The sequence below is a fragment of the Vibrio sp. AND4 genome (assembly GCF_000171815.1).
Lineage (GTDB): Bacteria > Pseudomonadota > Gammaproteobacteria > Enterobacterales > Vibrionaceae > Vibrio.
The window spans coordinates 332,130-350,751 of record NZ_ABGR01000003.1 but is presented as its reverse complement, the minus strand read 5'-3'; the positions used below and the strand labels follow the sequence as shown (position 1 = coordinate 350,751).

General features: G+C 42.0%; 13 protein-coding genes and 1 pseudogene. 7 read left to right on the top strand and 7 right to left on the bottom strand.

Annotated elements, in window-relative coordinates:
• Positions 1-19: 19 nt before the first annotated feature.
• Entirely contained in the window at positions 20-1,945 is a 1,926-nt protein-coding gene (locus AND4_RS06705) for an ATP-binding protein (RefSeq protein ID WP_009842181.1), read from the bottom strand.
• A 69-nt stretch (positions 1,946-2,014) separates the two neighbouring features.
• Between AND4_RS06705 and AND4_RS06700 the strand changes: the two genes are divergently transcribed.
• Positions 2,015-2,773, top strand: coding sequence for a transporter substrate-binding domain-containing protein (locus AND4_RS06700; protein ID WP_009842180.1), 759 nt, complete (start codon positions 2,015-2,017; stop codon positions 2,771-2,773).
• A gap of 175 nt (positions 2,774-2,948) precedes the next feature.
• Here the strand turns inward: AND4_RS06700 and AND4_RS06695 are convergent.
• The 3 genes and pseudogenes from AND4_RS06695 to AND4_RS06685 all read right to left on the bottom strand — a co-directional run.
• Positions 2,949-3,392 (bottom strand): annotated as a pseudogene (locus tag AND4_RS06695) (NADAR family protein); the annotation flags it as partial.
• Positions 3,393-3,709: 317 nt separating this feature from the next.
• Complete coding sequence (locus AND4_RS06690; RefSeq protein ID WP_009842178.1) at positions 3,710-3,910, bottom strand: hypothetical protein; 201 nt, start codon at positions 3,908-3,910, stop codon at positions 3,710-3,712.
• Positions 3,911-4,623: 713 nt separating this feature from the next.
• A complete protein-coding gene (locus tag AND4_RS06685) occupies positions 4,624-6,594 on the bottom strand; it encodes a replication initiator protein RctB domain-containing protein (RefSeq protein WP_009842177.1) in 1,971 nt (656 codons plus the stop codon).
• A gap of 1,235 nt (positions 6,595-7,829) precedes the next feature.
• Between AND4_RS06685 and AND4_RS06675 the strand changes: the two genes are divergently transcribed.
• The 5 genes from AND4_RS06675 (at position 7,830) to AND4_RS06655 (ending at position 16,197) form a co-directional block, all read left to right on the top strand.
• The gene (locus AND4_RS06675; protein WP_009842175.1) at positions 7,830-9,047 is read left to right on the top strand and encodes an AAA family ATPase; all 1,218 of its coding nucleotides are present in this window, start codon (positions 7,830-7,832) and stop codon (positions 9,045-9,047) included.
• A gap of 7 nt (positions 9,048-9,054) precedes the next feature.
• On the top strand, positions 9,055-10,029 hold the full coding sequence (locus tag AND4_RS06670) for a ParB/RepB/Spo0J family partition protein (RefSeq protein ID WP_009842174.1): 975 nt from the start codon (positions 9,055-9,057) through the stop codon (positions 10,027-10,029).
• 116 nt (positions 10,030-10,145) lie between these two features.
• On the top strand, positions 10,146-12,167 hold the full coding sequence (locus AND4_RS06665) for a GNAT family N-acetyltransferase (RefSeq protein WP_009842172.1): 2,022 nt from the start codon (positions 10,146-10,148) through the stop codon (positions 12,165-12,167).
• 423 nt (positions 12,168-12,590) lie between these two features.
• The gene (locus AND4_RS06660; RefSeq protein ID WP_009842171.1) at positions 12,591-14,276 is read left to right on the top strand and encodes a FapA family protein; all 1,686 of its coding nucleotides are present in this window, start codon (positions 12,591-12,593) and stop codon (positions 14,274-14,276) included.
• Between the two features lie 295 nt (positions 14,277-14,571).
• A complete protein-coding gene (locus AND4_RS06655) occupies positions 14,572-16,197 on the top strand; it encodes an ABC transporter substrate-binding protein (RefSeq protein WP_009842170.1) in 1,626 nt (541 codons plus the stop codon).
• 404 nt (positions 16,198-16,601) lie between these two features.
• On the opposite strand, the gene AND4_RS06650 is transcribed toward AND4_RS06655, so the two are convergent.
• Genes AND4_RS06650 through AND4_RS06640 form a run of 3 tightly spaced genes read right to left on the bottom strand, consistent with a single transcriptional unit; the run spans position 16,602 to position 17,635 of the window.
• Positions 16,602-16,922 carry a hypothetical protein gene (locus AND4_RS06650; RefSeq protein ID WP_009842169.1) on the bottom strand — a complete coding sequence of 107 codons (321 nt, stop codon included), beginning with the start codon at positions 16,920-16,922 and terminating at the stop codon, positions 16,602-16,604.
• A 17-nt stretch (positions 16,923-16,939) separates the two neighbouring features.
• Positions 16,940-17,260, bottom strand: coding sequence for a hypothetical protein (locus tag AND4_RS06645; RefSeq protein ID WP_009842168.1), 321 nt, complete (start codon positions 17,258-17,260; stop codon positions 16,940-16,942).
• 9 nt (positions 17,261-17,269) lie between these two features.
• A complete protein-coding gene (locus AND4_RS06640) occupies positions 17,270-17,635 on the bottom strand; it encodes a hypothetical protein (protein ID WP_009842167.1) in 366 nt (121 codons plus the stop codon).
• Between the two features lie 616 nt (positions 17,636-18,251).
• On the opposite strand from AND4_RS06640, the gene AND4_RS06635 reads away from it, so the two are divergent.
• Positions 18,252-18,617, top strand: a complete 366-nt coding sequence (locus AND4_RS06635) for a hypothetical protein (RefSeq protein ID WP_009842166.1) — start codon at positions 18,252-18,254, stop codon at positions 18,615-18,617.
• The last annotated feature ends 5 nt before the right edge of the window (positions 18,618-18,622 follow it).

Below are 18,622 nucleotides of genomic sequence, written 5' to 3'. Positions count from 1 at the left end.
ACACTTTACTTGATCAATTTCAAGTTGCTTGTTTGGGATTCGATCGTGTGTGCTGGGGCCTTTGTAGATATCGCTCAAAGATTTTCTGCAAACACGCTTTCGTCACTGGTTTAGCCACAAACTCATTCATTCCAACTTCAAAGCAGCGTTGTTGATCTTCTTTAATAACATTTGCACTAAGAGCAATGATGGGAACCTTCCTCCCCCACTCCCCCATCTTGCGGATATTTTCGGTGGCAATGAATCCATCCATAACGGGCATTTGACAGTCCATTAGAATCAAATCGAATTGATCAGTTTGGCATTGTCGGAGTGCGCTTTCGCCGTGCTCCGCAACGTTTACCCGCATTCCAATCTTTTCCAGCATCATGCGTACAACTTTCTGATTCACGGCTGTGTCTTCAACCACCAATATCCAAGGTTTTCCCTCATCTTTAGTTAATGTACTGTGACATGAGGTGGTAGCGTTGCTACTGGCATTAGGAAAATCAAACACATTTGGCTTTTGAGGACTGATTGTCTTATCACTGACAATATTGAGTGGAATTGTGAATTCAAAACAGCTGCCCAACCCCAACTCACTAGTCAGGAGGATCTTGCCGCCCATCACTTCTATCAACCTGCTGCAAATCGCTAAGCCCAAACCCGTACCACCGTATTTACGCATTGTGCTGCCATCGGCTTGCTGAAACTTTTCAAATACCGCTTGTTGGTTTTCTTTGGCGATGCCGATACCAGAGTCAACGACTCGAAAAAGCACGTTTGCTACCCGCCCCCTCCTGCTCACTTGCGAAACGAGCAACTTAACGTATCCGCGCTCAGTGAACTTAACCGCATTAGTGAGAAGATTGTTCAACACTTGTTTGAGTCTGCCAACATCTCCCTCGACTTCTAACGGTAATTGAGGATCGATATCACAAACCAGCTGTAAGCTTTTCTGCTGGGCTTTGACAGTGTGAAGACGTCCGACTTCAGAAAGTAGATCGAATAGATTGTAATGGGTGACTTCCAGTTCAATCTTACCCGCTTCAATTTTAGAAAAATCGAGAATATCATCGATGATAACCATCAGCGAATGAGAGGAGCTATTAATCACATTAACCAAGTCTTTTTGTTGCTTATCAAGTTTGGTATCGTTGAGTAAAGAAGCGATACCAACTATACCATTCATCGGTGTACGAATTTCATGACTCATAGTGGCAAGAAATTCACTCTTTTTACGGTTTGCAACTTCGGCTTTATCGCGTGCTTCTTCTATTTCGACTTGTCGCTCTCTCACACGCTCAACACTTAGATTGTATTTATACTCCAATAAACTCACTTCATCGAAGAACCACCGTTTCGGTAGCTGTACTTTACTTGGAACATAGCCCCCACTGAAATCGCTCACTGCGCCAGAGAGCAACTGTAGTGGTTTCACTATCAGACGAAACGTAACCCACAAAACCGCTAGAATAAGCAAGAAAGTCTTGATCGCTTCGGCAACCATTAAAAAGAAGAACGAGTGCCATAATCCCTGATAAACAGAGGTAAGATCTGACTGCACGGTTACTTCAGCAAGATTATAGCTTTTTCCCCCCACGTTATATTGTAAGGCCCAATTGCGCTCAATCCGCTCTTCAGTTAGTGCGCCTCCTAACTCAACGATCACTTCATCTGACGTCGCGATTCTTAAATAATCCACAGATGGCAAACGCATTGCCCCTTCCGCCTGAGTACGTAACAAATCCCTATCTTCAACCCACAAACTGGCAGAAAAGCTGGAAAGGTAACTGCTCTTCACCTGTTCAAGTTCTTTATTTAAACGAGCGAGATCATCGTTGAAGTCACGATACAAACTGATGGAAGACATAATTACGGTAAAGATTAAACTCAGCACAAAGATTGCGAGGATCAGCTGATTACCAATACTCAATCGACGTTGCGTTCGTTCTTTTGTCGCCATATGAAATCGCTCCCTTAAAACATACGCTACTATAAATATAGTCAGGTAACGACAATAATCGAGGTTAGGATGAAAGGAATCTTAAGAGGATTAGGCTTTGTTTTTATTGCCTTAAGCTCATATCCTATGGCTGAGGAAATTAATTATTACGTAATTGCTGAACAAGCCAGACCATTTCAAATAGAACAGCAAGGTGAACAGCACTCAGGAATTGTAACGGACATTATTAATGCTATCTTTGCGAAATCCGATTATCAGCTGAAATACCATACTTACCCATTTAAGCGCATGATTTCAGTACTTGAGGCTGGCGGTGAGGAAAACTGGGTGACTTATGGCAGTCCAAAATGGGGAAAGGTTCAATCTGAAAACCTATCTAAGCAACCTATTTACACTGTAAAACACGTCTTAGTATCCAGCAGTAAAGTGCCATTTAGATTTAGCAATATTCAGCATATACAGGGGCGCTCTATCGTACTGTTACTCGGCTTTGATTATCCTAACCTCAGCGCCTTATTTGAAAATGGTTCTCTAAAAGAAATGCGCGTAAAAGACTATGCTGCCGCTTATCGCGTGTTACAACGAACCCCTGACGACACCGCGTTTGTCGAAATGGAATCACGAGTGGTATACAACATAAATCGTTTAGGGCTATCAATGGAAGACTTCCAGATTCAATCTTTCAGCTCTGTCATCCCAGACTACGCCATCTATCTCGCTTTCTCTCCAGAGATGGACCCAAGGGTGCAAAGCTTTATTAACAACCAATTAGAGCAACTAAAAAGTTCAGGTCAAATCGACGAAATAATCAGAAAGTACATCCGGTGATTTGCCTCATCTAATAAATTATGCTTAATCAACTAAAGGTGCAAACTTTGTAAGTGTACCCTAGCCCAAATATCGAGTGCCCTTGACCTGCTTTGTTCTCAATTATAAGCGGGATTCAGGTCGCAAATTAATTAGAGAGTTCGGCTTTATTGCGCAAGCATTCGGATTGACCGACCTCAATATGCTTTAGCTCGGCTCGAACATTCATTAAGATCTCACCTAAATGGTTTTCACCAGAACCGTCACCACCATCCCCCCAAAATGCATCTTTATGAGAATGCTCACTCAGGCAAGCGTTCCCTGTCAGTAGTAATAGCTCAGCAAGCGGAGGGTTTTGCAGAAACTTCTCACGCACGATAAATGCCATAACAGAGAGCTTATCGTCATTCCAGTCATCACGAACTAAGTGTTGATACTTCCGACTTAGGGCAAACGCTTCATCAGGACTTTTTGCAGAGAAAATTTTGTCTTGCAGAGTGACATCGCTGAATTTTTGAGCTTGGTAATAATGCTCGCTGGTCGGCCAAGACTGAGTGGCGATCCTGATAGGAACTTGGCAAAAATTGGAGAGGAACCCATGGGGCTCACCGGGTTCATAGAAAAGAATCTGATCAACCATAATCGTGCTCCTAAAAATACAATCTAATAATCAACAAAAGGCATATTTCATTGACATAAAAGCTAGTAACATAGGGTTAGAAAGTCAAACCATGGGTATATACCCAATTAAGCTCGAGATGCGTGATTGAGCGAGAACGACTTGGTTTACAGACGGGGCATCGATATAAAGGTCTAGTGGTTCTTAATCAAGAATCGGCAGACCAAGACCCTCACTATTTGCGAAGAGGCCCCTTAGGGAGCGTGTCATTGCAGTCACTTGTGTATAAAAAAGGGCAGTACTATGACTACCCTAGCGTTGATTTCTGCAGTTCAAAATTAGTGAAATAGGCCTAGTTCTCTTGCTTCTTCGATACTCAAGCCACTCTCACGGATTTCACGCAATGTCTCAATACGACGTCTTGCCTCAGCAGATTTCACCATTTTGTTTGGCCTCAAAACAACTTCTTCTTCTTCTGGGAGTTCCCATTTATGAGCGATATTACTCATCTCTTCATGATCGATAGAATTAATAGACATATTTCCTCCGAACACACCAAGTGTTTGATGACAGATCTATAGCAAAGCACAGTGACAGAGGTAAGAAAAACGGTGAAGAATTGTGAACTCTTTCGACCTTTCATAAACTCATCGACAGAACCATCATTTAGTCTTTGCCAACCAGATTTTTAGCGTTTAGATTCTGAAATTTACCCACCAAAAAGTAAGCCGATCCAGTTCTCATTTTTATTATCTCCAAGAACTTGAGGCACCATTAATCACGGCCCACCATGTCCATAACCGGATGTTCATAAACACAAGCTGGATGATCCGATCCGCTTAAGTTGTACTCAGCTGATGAATTTAATGATCAGGCAGACGTACGTCAGGTTGGTATAAAATAGGAAGCATGATCAAGGGGCATGTTATTAATCCAGAAAGATGATCAAACTTTCCTACCTGCGCAAGATTGATTTGGTGGGAGGCGAAGTCTGGAGTTTTGAATAAAAAAAAGCGAGTTTCTTAGGAAGAAACTCGCGAAATCTATTCAGGATAAATGTAACAGTATGAGCCAATCTATTAATCATCAGAAAGGACAAAAGGTTGTCTATTCGGTTCGAATTTTAGTTTGCACTAACAACGGCAATGTCAGTGGTTTGTAAGAGTTAGGTATGATTTTTATCAAAGTCATTATTTGTAACATTCCAACGCTAACTCACATTTATTGCCTAAAAGCATCCAATTGATTGATATCACATCGCCATTTCATCAAGTGCTCTTAATACAACGTCGTCCATATGCCCCTCATAAATTTGGCGACACACTTTTCGACGAACGGCCAAACCAGCAATCAGGCGCTCTATGGTTAAATGTTTGACCGAATTTTGGCCATTAAACAGTTCTACTATTTTACTCAAGGTTTCATAAGGCAAAGGTTCATCCCCTACTCTTAAGAAATCAAGCTTGTCTATGTAATCAGAACACTCTTCTTTGATGGAGGCATACGTGTGCCCTGTCATCGCCGATAAAGCCGTTATACTGCGTTCTAGGGCCTCTGGAGAGGTATATTTGGATAGAGTAATGGTTATCTCATCCGCGTTGATCTCGACCAAGTGTTTTTTCTGCTTCACTCGGCGGCCCAAATTACCGCGTGGAGACGGAGCTTTACGTTGGATAGGCTCAAATTCGCCGTCTATGATGCCTGACAGCTCGTCTAGTTGCTGACGGGTAACCATCTCATTACGAAGTGGGTTTGGCAGCGTAGGAGCCATATTACGCTTTCCTGCGTTGGTCATACGAGCACGTGAGTAACGCAACACTTCTTCAACATCACATTTGATGTCGACTTGATAATCCATCACCTTGCCATTATCAGTCATGGTCTCAATTGTTAAGTGATAACCCCACAGGTTCACCACAAAAAGATCCTCTTTCCCCTTGCCATTCGATAATCGTTTCAGCTCGCGGATCAAATCCATTGAGAAACGACGCCATTCAATGTTACGTGCTAATTTTTGGTTTAATTCGCTCAGTAACATACAATCCGTGTGTTTGCGGACCATGCGACTTCGGAAAAATGAGTACAACTGGAATACTAAAGTGTGCTGCTTCAAAATTTCAGGTGGAAACAAGAAGAAATAATCGCGGGTAAGAAGCTCTTCATAAAACGATGGTTCCCAAACCAGAATATATAGGTTTGGTTTAATACGAATTTCACCGTCAGCACCTTCTGTTGGCGCCTCCTCTGATGCGGTAATGGTCCGCGCTATAAAACGGAAACGATCACTTTTGAAACCTTCTGGCATGTTTTCACTTAGCCAACGGCCTGTGAGCTCGTGCAGTTGAAAATCAGTGAACTCGATACGATCAATGCTGTCTCGAATGGAATCACGTGCTGGCCCGCTGTCTTTCTTGCCACGCAATGACAAGATGTCCGTAATGTACAGTGGTGTTTTATTTGGAACATGTGCTGCATCCAAATGATACTGATCTTTATGATGATCATGATATTGAACAGTCAATGTGAACAAGGCGAATAAAGTCATCAGATCATCAACTGTCATGATATTTTTTGACGATCGTGTCTCGATCACAGCTTTAGTACCAGAGATCGATACCAAGGATTTCTGATAACTTTTACGTGTACGTGGTGGGGCTAAAGCTTGGTCGATGATCCCTGCCCAATTAGTCGGTGAAACAACAAATTGATCCGCCTCGTCCATCATCATTGGCGGCGTATTCAAACCATGTTCGTTCAACAGACGCTTGTTAACTTGAGTTTGTGCTAGTGCTTTAGAGCGCTTCTGTTTTTCATTCTGACGAACTTTTTCCGTTACTAAGCTGGTGGCGCCTAATACAGAGATAAGCTGATTTGGGTTTACGAACTTGTGCAGCATAGTCTTACCAGCAAGGCCTTCTTCAAAGCGCACTGGTGTTTGAGTAAATAAACCGATGTTAACCGCTGCTCGTAAGCGTTGTTGTAATGCTGCTCTAGTCAGTTGTCCATCAGTTGCTTCCACGATTTCTGTCGTTGATACCAAACCATCTTTGCTACTGAAACCTCGTAAAGAAATTAGATTAAGCAGTTCTAAAATACTTTTGGTAACGCCCTTAAAGTGTTGGTATTGCTCTACCCAATCAGCGGAAGATTCGTGTACCTCAAAAAGGTGCCCATCTTTGTGGCTCCTCGGCGCTTTAATCAGAATTTTTTCATCAGCGGTCATTTTAGATCCAGGTCACACTAGCCGTAGTTTTGCTATAGTTCCGAAGAATAAAGAAAAACAGATCATAAATAAAGAAAAAATCTTGGTTTTTTAAATAACTGATCTTTTGATTAAATTGATCTTAAATGATTATATGATCTAATGATCTGGCTGTTCTTTTGTGTGTAAGTTGTTGTTTTTAAGAATTATATTTAAGTGCCAATACGGAACGATGATCATACCCAACACGAAAAGATGATCAACTAGAGTGAGAAAGCATGATCACAAAGTCACGTAAGCATGATCATTAAGTTTCTGAAAAGGTGATCAAAAAGGTCTTGAATCAATGATCATCATGTTTGTACAGCTTATCCACAGATATTGGGGAGATGATGTAAAAAAACCGCCTTTGTTTGGGTAAAACAACGCTGTTTTCATCCGGAACGATGATCAAGAAACTGGCTTTTCATTATTTATTGTCTGACTGTGCGTATAAATTGTGCGAAGTTGTCGTCCTGCTTCATTTTCAATTGGGTAAGCTACTTTTATGAGCCTCTCAGATATTAACGGAAGCATGATCATGATAGTAGATTCTCCATTCCGTTTTCAGTTTATTTTCATCGTTCCACGATTTTATACCTTATTTAGTCTCTATCCCCCGGTCTGTCTGCACTCGACCGTAACTTGAGCGTTAAAAAGCATGCTTCCGTGACAAAAACACACTTGATCATATTTCCGGTATATTGATCATATTGAAAAATCGCCGTGTTCTGAGCAAAGTCGAGTCATCACCTTGATCATGCTTTCGAATTGCTGCTTTCAACTGTAAGCATGACCATGATTTACCTTGATCATCGTTTCGACGAATTTGCTCGTTTTGTATGCTTAAATCTGCCGGACGCATGATCAAGCTGGTCAAATTAGGCATCTGTAAATAGATTTTTTTGGCGAGCATCAAATATTAAATTCATCTAACACTAACCGTAATTTAAAGGAACGTTATAATCGTTCCGGTGTTTTTTGATTTACATTGTAAATAAGTGATGCTGTAACTTTTTAATTCTTTCGTTTTTTGTAGCTGTAAACTCACGTTAATTTAATTATATTTCTTCGCTTTTTTTAGATGTTTGCCATTTAAATTGATTTTTTGGGTTTTTTTATGTGATTACAATACAAAATGTACGTGCACCTTTTTGTTGTATTTGAGTTTTAATGCTGTACAATTATGGCTAGATATCCTTTCAACGGAATTTGGCATGAAAAGAGAAACAACGATTGAAAATCTTCAAGAGTTAGCTGAACTTACCCAACAAGTTCAAGCTGACCGTATTGAGATTGTTTTGGAAGAACGCAGTGATAACTACTTTCCTCCAATGTCTAAGGCAATGATGGAGACGCGCTCAGGTTTAACTCGTCGTAAACTTGACGATGCTATCAGTAAGATGGAGGCTGAAGGTCATCAATTTACGAAGAACAATGCCAACCATTATTCGATCACACTTGAAGAAGCACACATGCTGATGGATGCGGCTGAGGTGCCAAAGTTTCATGAGCGTAAAAAGAACTCTGAGAATAAACCTTGGATCATTAACGTACAAAACCAAAAGGGTGGTACGGGAAAATCAATGTCTGCGGTTCATTTAGCGGCTTGTTTGGCGCTAAACTTGGATAAACGCTACCGTATTTGTTTGATTGACTTAGATCCCCAAGGCTCGTTGCGCCTTTTCTTGAATCCACAAATTAGCGTAGCAGAGCATGATAACATCTATTCTGCGGTTGATATTATGCTCGGCAATGTTCCGGATGGTATTGAAATTGACCGTGAGTTTCTGCATAAGAGTGTGCTGCTGCCGACACAATACCCGAACTTGAAATCGATCTCTGCTTTTCCAGAAGACGCAATGTTCAACGCAGAAGCGTGGCAAACGCTATCTGAAGATCCATCGCTAGACATTGTTCGCCTGCTGAAAGAGCAGTTAATTGATAAGATTGCGAATGATTTTGATGTCATTATGATTGATACTGGCCCACACGTTGACCCGCTTGTATGGAACGCAATGTATGCGTCGAACGCATTATTGATCCCTTGCGCAGCGAAGCGTCTTGACTGGGCGTCAACAGTAAACTTCTTCCAACATTTGCCAACGGTCTACGAGATGTTCCCTGAAGATTGGAATGGTCTTGAGTTCGTTCGTCTTATGCCTACTATGTTTGAAGATGACAACAAGAAGCAAGTTTCCGTTCTAACTGAAATGAACTATCTTCTCGGTGATCAAGTAATGATGGCCACGATTCCTCGTAGCCGTGCATTTGAAACTTGTGCTGACACCTACAGTACAGTATTTGACTTGACGGTAGGTGATTTTGAAGGTGGTAAGAAAACACTTGCGACAGCACAAGATGCGGTGCAAAAGAGTGCGTTGGAACTAGAGCGCGTGCTGCACTCTAACTGGCCGTCACTGAACCAGGGGTAATGAATATATGGCATTGAAAACGTCTGAATTAAACGCGAAATTATTTGGTAAAACCAATAAGCGTCGTGTTGCGACACCTCAAGAGGCGCAAACGGCGGCAAAAGACAAAGCTCAAACTATTGAACTGGCCGTTGCGGGCGAGAATACGGTTCAATTTGAGCTAGTACGAATACCAGCGGGTAAGGTGGCGACAGACACCTGCGTGTTTGCTGAAAACGCTCGTGAGCAATCATTCCTTAACGAGCACGCTTTGTCTGATGTGTTGGTGACGCTGAAAGAGCGTGGCCAACAGTATCCTGCGGTTGGTCGCCGCACTGAAGATGGCAAGATTGAAGTGCTAGACGGTAGCCGTCGTCGAATGTCTTGTATTTTAGCAGGACAGGATTTCTTGATTTATGTTGGTGATAACATCAACACTGATCATGCTAAGTTCCTATCCGATGTTGCTAATGCGCACAAGCCACTATCTCTCTATGAGAAAGGTAAAGAGATGCAGGCTAAGCTTGAAAATGGTGAAGCGGAAGATCAAAAAGCGCTAGCGAAAATATTTCAATGCAGTGAAGCTCTGGTGAGTGGTGCATTAAAAGCCGCAGCATTGCCGCTTGAACTCCTTCAGGCTTATCCAAATGTTGGTGATCTTGGTCGTCCAACTATTGTTAAGCTGCATAAACAATTCTCGGCGTTAAGTGGTGAACAGCAACAAAACTTGTTGGATAAATGTCGGACGTCAGAAGGCTATTTATGGCAGCGTAGCAATGCTCAGGGCGTGGCTCGTCTTACCAAAGAAGTAACGGAAAGTATCGAGAGTTGGATTATGGAATTAGTGCCAGCTAAACCAACCAAGAAAGCCGAAAAAGTTGATCTTATTAAGGGACGTGCAAGCTATAGCCGCAAAGGAAATAACCTTGCTTTGAATTTAAAGAAGATAGACGACAGTATGGTGGAAGACATTCTTGCTTTTGTGGAAAGTAAATTGAAATAACAATCTTTTATTTTTTAAACCGCCTCAGGGCGGTTTTTTTATGTTTGCAGTTTGGTGAAGTGTCAGTGAGTCGAGATGTGATAACATGGCGTTAGTTCAATATTTGGATAGACGTGATGCCCGAACAATCTGAATTTCTCTCTCTGCTACAACTCCTTTCTTACAAAGCTTTTCAGCGTAATGGTGTGGTTATTTATGGTGATGCCGATTGGCAAAATGCCTTGATTGCCGACTTTTATCAAACCCAACAACACCAGACGTGGTTCTGCGTCGGTGAATGGCAACTCGATAATGCTCACTGCGTTAATGCCAAACAAGGCCATACGTTGCTCGGTCGAGAATGTGATGTGCTGCTGTTTGACGCAAGGAAAACACTAGATGCCAATAGTTTCTCCTCGGCTCTCGGTGCGCTCGTTGGTGGAGGTTTATTGATTGTGGTTGCGAGTAAAGAAAAAAATGGCGGTGAATCCGAGCGGTGGATGCAAACACAATGGCAACAGCTGACCGTGATTGATGAGACCTTACCATTGCCTCAATTACCAGAAGTTGATTCTGCGGAAAAAGAATACCAGTTCAGAGAGCAAACTGAGGCGGTTTCTCTCATCAAAAAAGTGGTGACAGGGCATCGAAAACGCCCTTTAGTATTGACCGCTGATCGTGGGCGTGGCAAAACCAGCGCGCTTGGAATTGCATGCGCACAGCTTCTTGAGAAAAAAACGCTGCGTATCCTTGTTACTGCACCCAGTATCAAAGCTGTTGAACCGATTTATCATCATGCGTCAAGGGTACTCCCAACCGCACTGCGCGTTAAGAGGGATCGATTAGAAGCAGGGCAGGGTTACATTCAGTTTATCGCGCCAGATGAACTGCTTTCAGCGTTGCCTGAGTGCGATCTGTTGTTGGTTGATGAAGCGGCTGCCCTTCCTGTCCCCATGCTCAAGCAGATCACTGAACAATATCATCGCCTCGTATTCTCTACCACCATTCATGGTTATGAAGGTTGTGGCCGTGGTTTTACGCTCAAGTTTATGGATTGGTTACAAAAGCAAAGGGCTGGAATGAGGCAGTGTCATCTGCAACAACCTATTCGATGGGCGACAACCGATAATTTAGAAGCATGGCTTTATCAAGCGTTTCTATTGGACGCTGAACTTACGGCGAGTCAACCTGTTGTGCTTGGTGACATTTCATTTATCAAGCTCAGTAAGTCAGTATTGATTTCTAATCCTTCCATGTTGAAAACCTGCTTCGCGTTACTCGTGAATGCACACTATCAAACCTCACCAAATGATTTACTGCAACTTTTGCAAGATAAACGTTGCCAAATTTATGCTGCGCAAATCCAGAACGAAGTCGTTGGAGTGATGTTAACGGTGGAAGAGGGCGACCTTGATTCTAATTTGGTTAAAGACATACAGCTTGGCAAACGACGTCCAAAAGGACATTTGGCGCCAGTGACCATTATTAATCAACTTGGTTATTCAAATGTTGGTGCTCTGTCTACTTTACGCATTATGCGAATTGCGGTGCATCCCGATTTGCAGGGGCTGGGGCTTGGTCAACAAATGATAGAGCAGTTAGAAGAAATAACACCGGCTCACATTTCTTATTTGTCCTCCAGCTTTGGCGCTACGCCAGAACTGATTACCTTCTGGAAGAAATCTGGTTTCGAACCTATTCGTCTTGGAAGCTCGCGAGATGCAGCTAGTGGTTGTTACTCGTTGTTGATGGTTCGTCAACGGGGGGCAAAAAAACAGGTATGGATAGATGATGCAAAATCGTTATTTCTCGAACTGTTGCCACTGAGTGCTGCGGTTTCTCACCCTAAGTTAGAACCAAGTTTAATGCGCACGCTTTTACCGCTCGAGGCATCAAATGGTCATCTACATTCGACGAAATACACATTAGTTGAGAATTTCGCCCACGGCGGCAACAGCTTTGAATCTGTATCCATTTGGATTCAACAATGGTTGCTACAGCATGGTTTAGCTCAAGCCTCTGACCTGATGATCAGCAAAGTATTCTTAAACAAAAGTTGGAATGATTGTGCTAAGCAGTATGGATTACCGGGGAGAAAGTCAGTAGAAGCGCAGCTTAGAAGTGAACTGCAAGTTTTAATCGGTAAATTTACAGTGTAAACAGGGCGACAATTTACACTAAAATATAAACACGCAAGGAGGGAGTTTACACTGTAAATTCCCTTTTTTACATTTTCAGCTCATATCTATGGTCAGGATAAACGGTGTGCTGAATTTACAATGTAAACCTAAGTATCCATTTACACGTAACCGAAGTGCTGAGTTACTTAAGGAATAGATATCGAGCTCAAATCTCTGTCGCACATGTCATCTCTTTTTCCAAACTGTATTCATCATGTATTCGAGTGGGGCAGACGTTATAGCCAAAAACTAAATTAAAACTGGATTTACAAATTTTATATGTACCTCAAGAAAAACCTTATCCCTTTAGTGACGTGACTCAGACTCTTAGAATTGAGAGGTTTGTTCAGAAAATGATTTTGGTTAGACTTTGTTAGGTGATCAGTAGCATATGGATTTGTTATGTGGAATATGTGTCTTGAATGGTCGAAAGACAAAACGAAGGTTTTGGCCCGCTTACCTAAAGGTGCTGAGCCGGTAAGAGATCTAAATCAAAATGAATTGCCAAAGTCTCTTAAAGCGATAAATGCAAGCCGGACGTTTGTGGATGAAAATGAAGTCATTCGATTCATTGGATGTGCTCGAGAACGCAAAGCTGAAGCTTATGAAGGCATTGCTGTGGCACAAGTCAAGAATGCTCAAGTAGAGGTTGAACTATCAAACACGGATATGCTGGCTAGTATGGTAGTAACCGGAGCGTACGGTGGCCGTGGTTTACGTGGCCCTGAGATCGTTCAAGCGCTTGCTCTTGCGAGAGTATTGAAAGGCATCAACAAGTTGGCTCTTAAAAAAGTCTTGGTTGTCAGTAGTCAACTTAAGCCAGGGGAAATCTTCATACAACCCGTTGCTCTGGGTAAGCAACCAAGCAAAGGCCAAGACGCTATCTTTACGCCATTAGTAAAAGACGTTACCAAACGTATCTTGAAACCGAAAGAGGGCCAAACCACCAGCGATAAGATTGATTTACGCAATCTGGGTGAAACCATTACCGTTGATATTGGTGATGAGGTTATGCGAAGAACGCCAGCCACTAGCGGCATTCCCGGTTTTACTGTACTGGGGCGAGTTATCCCTGCTGCTGCAGGTGAAGACACGCCTATCAATCCAGGTAAAGGAACAGAAATTTGCAAAGTTGATCCTAACCTTTTGATTGCTTCTGTATCTGGTACACCACTTATTAAGGGCAATACTATTGAAGTCGATAATGCTCTGTTTCTAAACAATGTGGGAGTGAATACAGGGCACGTTTCGTTTAAAGGTAATGTCATCATTGGTGGAAATATTGAATCTGGCATGATCGTCAAGGCGACAGGTTCTATTACTGTTGGTGGGTTTATTGAATCTGCCGATGTTCAAGCCGAGGGCGATATCCAAGTGGCAAAAGGCATTATTGGCCATACCGTAAGTGATGGTAAGTCTAAAAGCTGTCTTGTTCTGGCGAAAAAATCGATTCGTGCTAGCTATGCTCAGTACAGTGATCTCAAGGCAGGAGAAGATATCGACCTGACAGTACACAGTATGAACAACGACATTGAATGTGGGAGAAATCTGACTGTACTCGACACTAACGGTAAAAATGGCATTTTAAGCGGTGGTGAAGCCAAAGTTGGGAACAAGGTTCTCTGCTCACAATTGGGGGTAGAAGGTGATACTGCAACAAAAGTCGAGGCTTTCGCCCGTTACTCTGTATATAAAGAGCGTATTGCTCACCTAAAAGAAAAATACAGATCGGCCCAAGAAGACACAATGGATGTGATTCGCAAGGAACTGGAATTCAAAAAGCGCGCGGTACCAGAACGCACTGACGAAGCACAAGCTCAACTAAAAACACTAAAAACACTAAAAACACAAAATAATACCCGTATTGAAGATCTGAGAAATCAGCTAGGTGATGCTGAATACGAACTTGAGGCATCACTAAAAAGTAATGTCGTAGAGGTCAAAAAACGGGTGTTTACTCGTGTTACAGTGCGGTTTGGAGATGAACAAGTGACGACCAAGCGTACTCACGGCGGCTGTGTGTTTAGTTTTAACTTATACGAAATCAAAGTAGCGGCGAACCCTGAAGAATATGTCGTCGCATACTGATCCTCTTATTTAAAATCATCCCCCGTATGCAGAATCATTGGCTTTTAAAGCGGTAATTTTTGAGAGCGTTGTTTTGAGTAAGCAGTTTTTAGTAATGCGTATTTAGGTAAACTCGTTTAGTCTGATTTGTAGATAAACAAGCTTCAAACAGTGAGCTCGCGATTACATGAACTCGCGAATGAAAGTCGTGACTACCCTCGTTTGTCATTTACACTGTAAACTGTTGCCAATCCGATAGTTATATTATTGATTATGGTCGCTGCTTCAAAGACGTGCTAGGAGAACGAAAAACGATATGGACTTTAAAAAGCATTCAACAGCGTTGCTGGTTTCCTCTTTCTTGACCCCATTTTTGTCCGCTTCTGCATTTGCTGACTCCTTGCCCGATGGCGTGCAATTGGCAGCCAAGCAACATTTAGTAAGAGCGAACGACGCTGAAGCGGCGACGTTAGATCCTGCAAAAGCCGAAGGATTGCCAGAGATGCATGTCATCCGTGATTTGTTTGAGGGATTAGTGATTCAAGATCGCGATGGCAATATCGTTCCTGGTGTTGCGGAATCTTGGCAAACGGAAGATAACCAAACCTTTGTGTTCCACTTACGTAAAAACGCGATATGGTCGAACGGCGATCCTGTGACAGCGGATGATTTTGTCTATTCACTGCGTCGAGCGGTAGATCCTAAAACCGCTTCTCCTAATGTTTGGTATCTCAAACTCACCAAAATCAAAAACATCGCCGACGTAGCAGAGGGTAAAAAGCCACTTGATGCTCTCGGTATCACAGCCGTGGATAAACATACTCTGCGCTTCGAACTTGATAGCAAGGTATCGTACTTTGTTGCTATGACTGGCCACACCTCAATGATGCCAGTACACAAAGCGACGGTTGAAAGCAGTGATAAGCCGTGGAGTAACCCGCAACAGTTTGTTGGCAACGGTGCATTTGTTCTGGATAAATGGGTGGTGAATGAGCGCATTGAACTGAAAAAGAACCCTAACTACTGGGACAGCACAGACACTCAACTCACTGAGGTGACATACATTCCGTTTGAGAACCAAAATGCATCGATCAACCGCTATGCCGTCGGCGAAGTGGACATCACCTCGGATGTGCCAACCCATATGGCGCAAAAGTTGAAGAAGGATTATGACCAAGCGTATACCGTCGTGCCATTGCTCTGTACTTACTATTATGCGTTTAACACCACGCGTCCGCCTTTCAATGATGAACGAGTTCGTAAGGCCGTGTCGTATTCGATGATGCGTGATGTGATCACGAATGGTGTTACGAAAGTGGGGAACCTGCCTGCTTATACGTTCGCGCATCAATACACGGCTGGCTTTGATGCGACTCAGCCAGAATACAGCACATGGACGCAAAAACAGCGTGACGAAAAAGCGCGTGAGCTGCTGAAAGAAGCGGGATACGGTGATAGTAAACCTCTGGATTTCAAATTGCTGTACAACACCAGTGAATCGAACAAGGCCATTGCGGTGGCGATTGCTTCTATGTTGAAGAACAACTTGGGCGCGAAAGTTGAATTAGAAAACCAAGAGTGGAAATCGTACCTTGTTGCACGCAAGCAAGGGGATTTCGATGTGATGCGTGCCTCGTGGTGCGGCGATTACAATGAAGCATCCACCTTCTTGAGTCTGCTACGCTCTGGATCCACTGGTAACTTTGCGCGTTACAGCAGCGAAGCTTATGACAACGCATTGAACAGTGCATTGGCCGCAACCGATGAGAAAGCGCGTCAAGGTTTCTACGATCAAGCCGAGCAATTGTTGGCGGCGGATATGCCAATCGCACCGATTTACTACTACATGCAAGCGCGATTGGTTCGCCCTACGGTTGGCGGTTTTGCCAAAAACAACGTAGAAGGTCGTATCTACTCAAAGGACCTCTACATCAAGAAGTAGTGCTTAAAATAAGCGATGAATATGAAGTCCCGGAGGTGTATCTTGTGGGGCTTCTTTCTATTACTAATGAGTGGAGAGCTTGTTCACTAGTATTGCGACTCGTTTGCCAAGATACCCCCGCAATTGCACCTCAGAACAACACATCTGATTAACTATACCGCCTTAGGCTTGCACACTTAGGGAGTCCTGTGTACCTACTTTTGGTTGTACCAAGACTCACTATTAGTACATGTAAATTTTTTGTCGCTGAATTGGGCGTCTTAGTGTAATAAAGGGGTTGTGTAAATGCCACTATTACTTACGGAGAGTATTACTGGGAGTTATTTCGATTAGTTTTCAAACTAACAATTTTAAGGATTGGCGGGAAAGAAAAAAGAGAGCTATTCAGCCCTCTTCCGGTAAAGTTAAATACGGATATGTGCTATTTTTATAAAACCTTCTAAACAGTCACCTGATCTCAGTACCAAAGTCACGGGCTTATCCGCTATTCTTGATGATAGCAGCATAGAAAAGTTTTCTTTTGCGAATTGATGATTTTGAGGAAGAATATATTGGTCGTTTCGTTTACATATGCCGCTTGTCCTTGACATATCTTCTAAAGCAACCAAGAAGCCTGAGTGGCCTTGCCAGTTGTTAATCCACTTTATTTTTCCATGTACTGTAATTTCCGCAGCATAAGTAGAGAATATGGTCAATGAGAGAGATAAAATGATAATTCGTAGCATGCTAAGTACTCCTAGAGTTATTCAGACAGATAACTGACATAGGCGACAGGGACAGTTGATCCCCATGGACTGCGCCCACAGGTAGAAATCCAAAAACCAATAGGCATTTTTGCTGAGAAAGCAGTCAAAGCCATGCTGTACATCTCTTTAAAGCCTGGTAAGTCTTTATCTAGCTTGACCACACCTGATTGTTCGCAGTCCTTTGTGTTTTTGAAACCAGAATTGAATATATAAACATGTCCATGCTCAACCTGTATGAGGTTTATAATTTGTTTTGATGTATTAGCATATGAGCTAAAAGATAATAGTGTGAATAGAATAAGTGTTATTTTTTTCATGATTCTTTATTAATAATTGACATACCGAATAAATACATTTTTCCATGATTCAAACGAACTACAGTTCTTTGGAACATCGTCACCATCAAAATGCACACGGTTTATTGTTTCCCCTGTAGATCGAGCACTTAGGAAAATAGAAAAGACTGCTTTACACGTGTCTGGGCTCATAACACGATTTGGTTCACCCGTTACTCTCCAATCTGAGCCTGGATCACAAAAAAAAACAGCTTTATTCATAGAGCTCAGTTTTATCATTAATTTATTATTTCCATGGTAAGCGACTTGCTCCACTTTTCCCGAACAAATCAATGAACCCGCTGTGACCGTTGTTGGAAAAAGTACCACCAGAAGTAGTAGTGCTGTAAGTTTCATTCCTATTCCTGTATCGACAAGTATCATGTCTTGGTAGTAAGACATGATTTGGTATTATTTATAAACCTCTTTGTTATCAATTAACTAGCGTACATTAATCTTGCTTTTCAGCAAAAGTCACACATGAAAAATGTGAACAACTTATATAAAATCAATATTACATTCATGGTTCTATTCAATTTTGTTCATTTTTTTGTGAATATACAGCGGGGTGAGTGTGTGGGTTTGTTTATGGTTTGAGTGCTTTCTACGAATTGGTTGATAATTTCTATCACATGATCAAAGCCTGAAATCGGATATAAATTTATCTTCTTGTCAAGTCACACGGTCATTAACATTACACATTATTTATATGTGAGTATAAGCGTGCGTCTTAAAATAGTAACCGACCGCTTATTGTGTTGAGTTTCAATAGTCATCTATGACACAGATCCAAAAAATATCGTAATAATCACAGTTTGTGAAATATATTGCGTCTCATATCAATAGTATCGATTAATACACTTTTCTATCTATTAGATTGTCATTCATATTGAAATCTTATGCCCTGAACCACCGCCATCAATGTTTTAGTGTGTCCTTTAGGGGGTATTGCAAGGAGTCAGGAGAAAATACCTTGGAAAATATTGACAAAGTTATGTGTGAAGCTGAACAGAAAAACTTTATTAAAAGAACTTTATTTTTCATTTTGTTATTAGTTATAGCAATTTTAGCTCTGAATTTTTATCTTTGGAAAGACGAAAACAAACAACGGAAATTTGAAGAAAAAAAACGAGCAGATGAGTCTTTATTTGAACCAGTTTATGAAGATGACTTTTCGGTTGATAAGCTTAACTCTCAAGTGAGTGTTAAACAGCTTAGAAAAGCACTTTGGAATGACGAACCACCTCTGGTTTCTTCCGATTCTGAGCGAATCTCTAGTCGGGAATTAGAGGTAACTATCTCCAATCTTTATAACGAAATAGAACAACTAGAAAAATAGTCCAG

Coding starts and splice junctions, on each gene's coding strand:
- AND4_RS06705 (WP_009842181.1), bottom strand. CDS start 1,945: ATGGCGACAAAAGAACGAACGCAACGTCGATTGAGTATTGGTAATCAG.
- AND4_RS06700 (WP_009842180.1), top strand. CDS start 2,015: ATGAAAGGAATCTTAAGAGGATTAGGCTTTGTTTTTATTGCCTTAAGC.
- AND4_RS06690 (WP_009842178.1), bottom strand. CDS start 3,910: ATGTCTATTAATTCTATCGATCATGAAGAGATGAGTAATATCGCTCAT.
- AND4_RS06685 (WP_009842177.1), bottom strand. CDS start 6,594: ATGACCGCTGATGAAAAAATTCTGATTAAAGCGCCGAGGAGCCACAAA.
- AND4_RS06675 (WP_009842175.1), top strand. CDS start 7,830: ATGAAAAGAGAAACAACGATTGAAAATCTTCAAGAGTTAGCTGAACTT.
- AND4_RS06670 (WP_009842174.1), top strand. CDS start 9,055: ATGGCATTGAAAACGTCTGAATTAAACGCGAAATTATTTGGTAAAACC.
- AND4_RS06665 (WP_009842172.1), top strand. CDS start 10,146: ATGCCCGAACAATCTGAATTTCTCTCTCTGCTACAACTCCTTTCTTAC.
- AND4_RS06660 (WP_009842171.1), top strand. CDS start 12,591: ATGTGGAATATGTGTCTTGAATGGTCGAAAGACAAAACGAAGGTTTTG.
- AND4_RS06655 (WP_009842170.1), top strand. CDS start 14,572: ATGGACTTTAAAAAGCATTCAACAGCGTTGCTGGTTTCCTCTTTCTTG.
- AND4_RS06650 (WP_009842169.1), bottom strand. CDS start 16,922: ATGCTACGAATTATCATTTTATCTCTCTCATTGACCATATTCTCTACT.
- AND4_RS06645 (WP_009842168.1), bottom strand. CDS start 17,260: ATGAAAAAAATAACACTTATTCTATTCACACTATTATCTTTTAGCTCA.
- AND4_RS06640 (WP_009842167.1), bottom strand. CDS start 17,635: ATGAAACTTACAGCACTACTACTTCTGGTGGTACTTTTTCCAACAACG.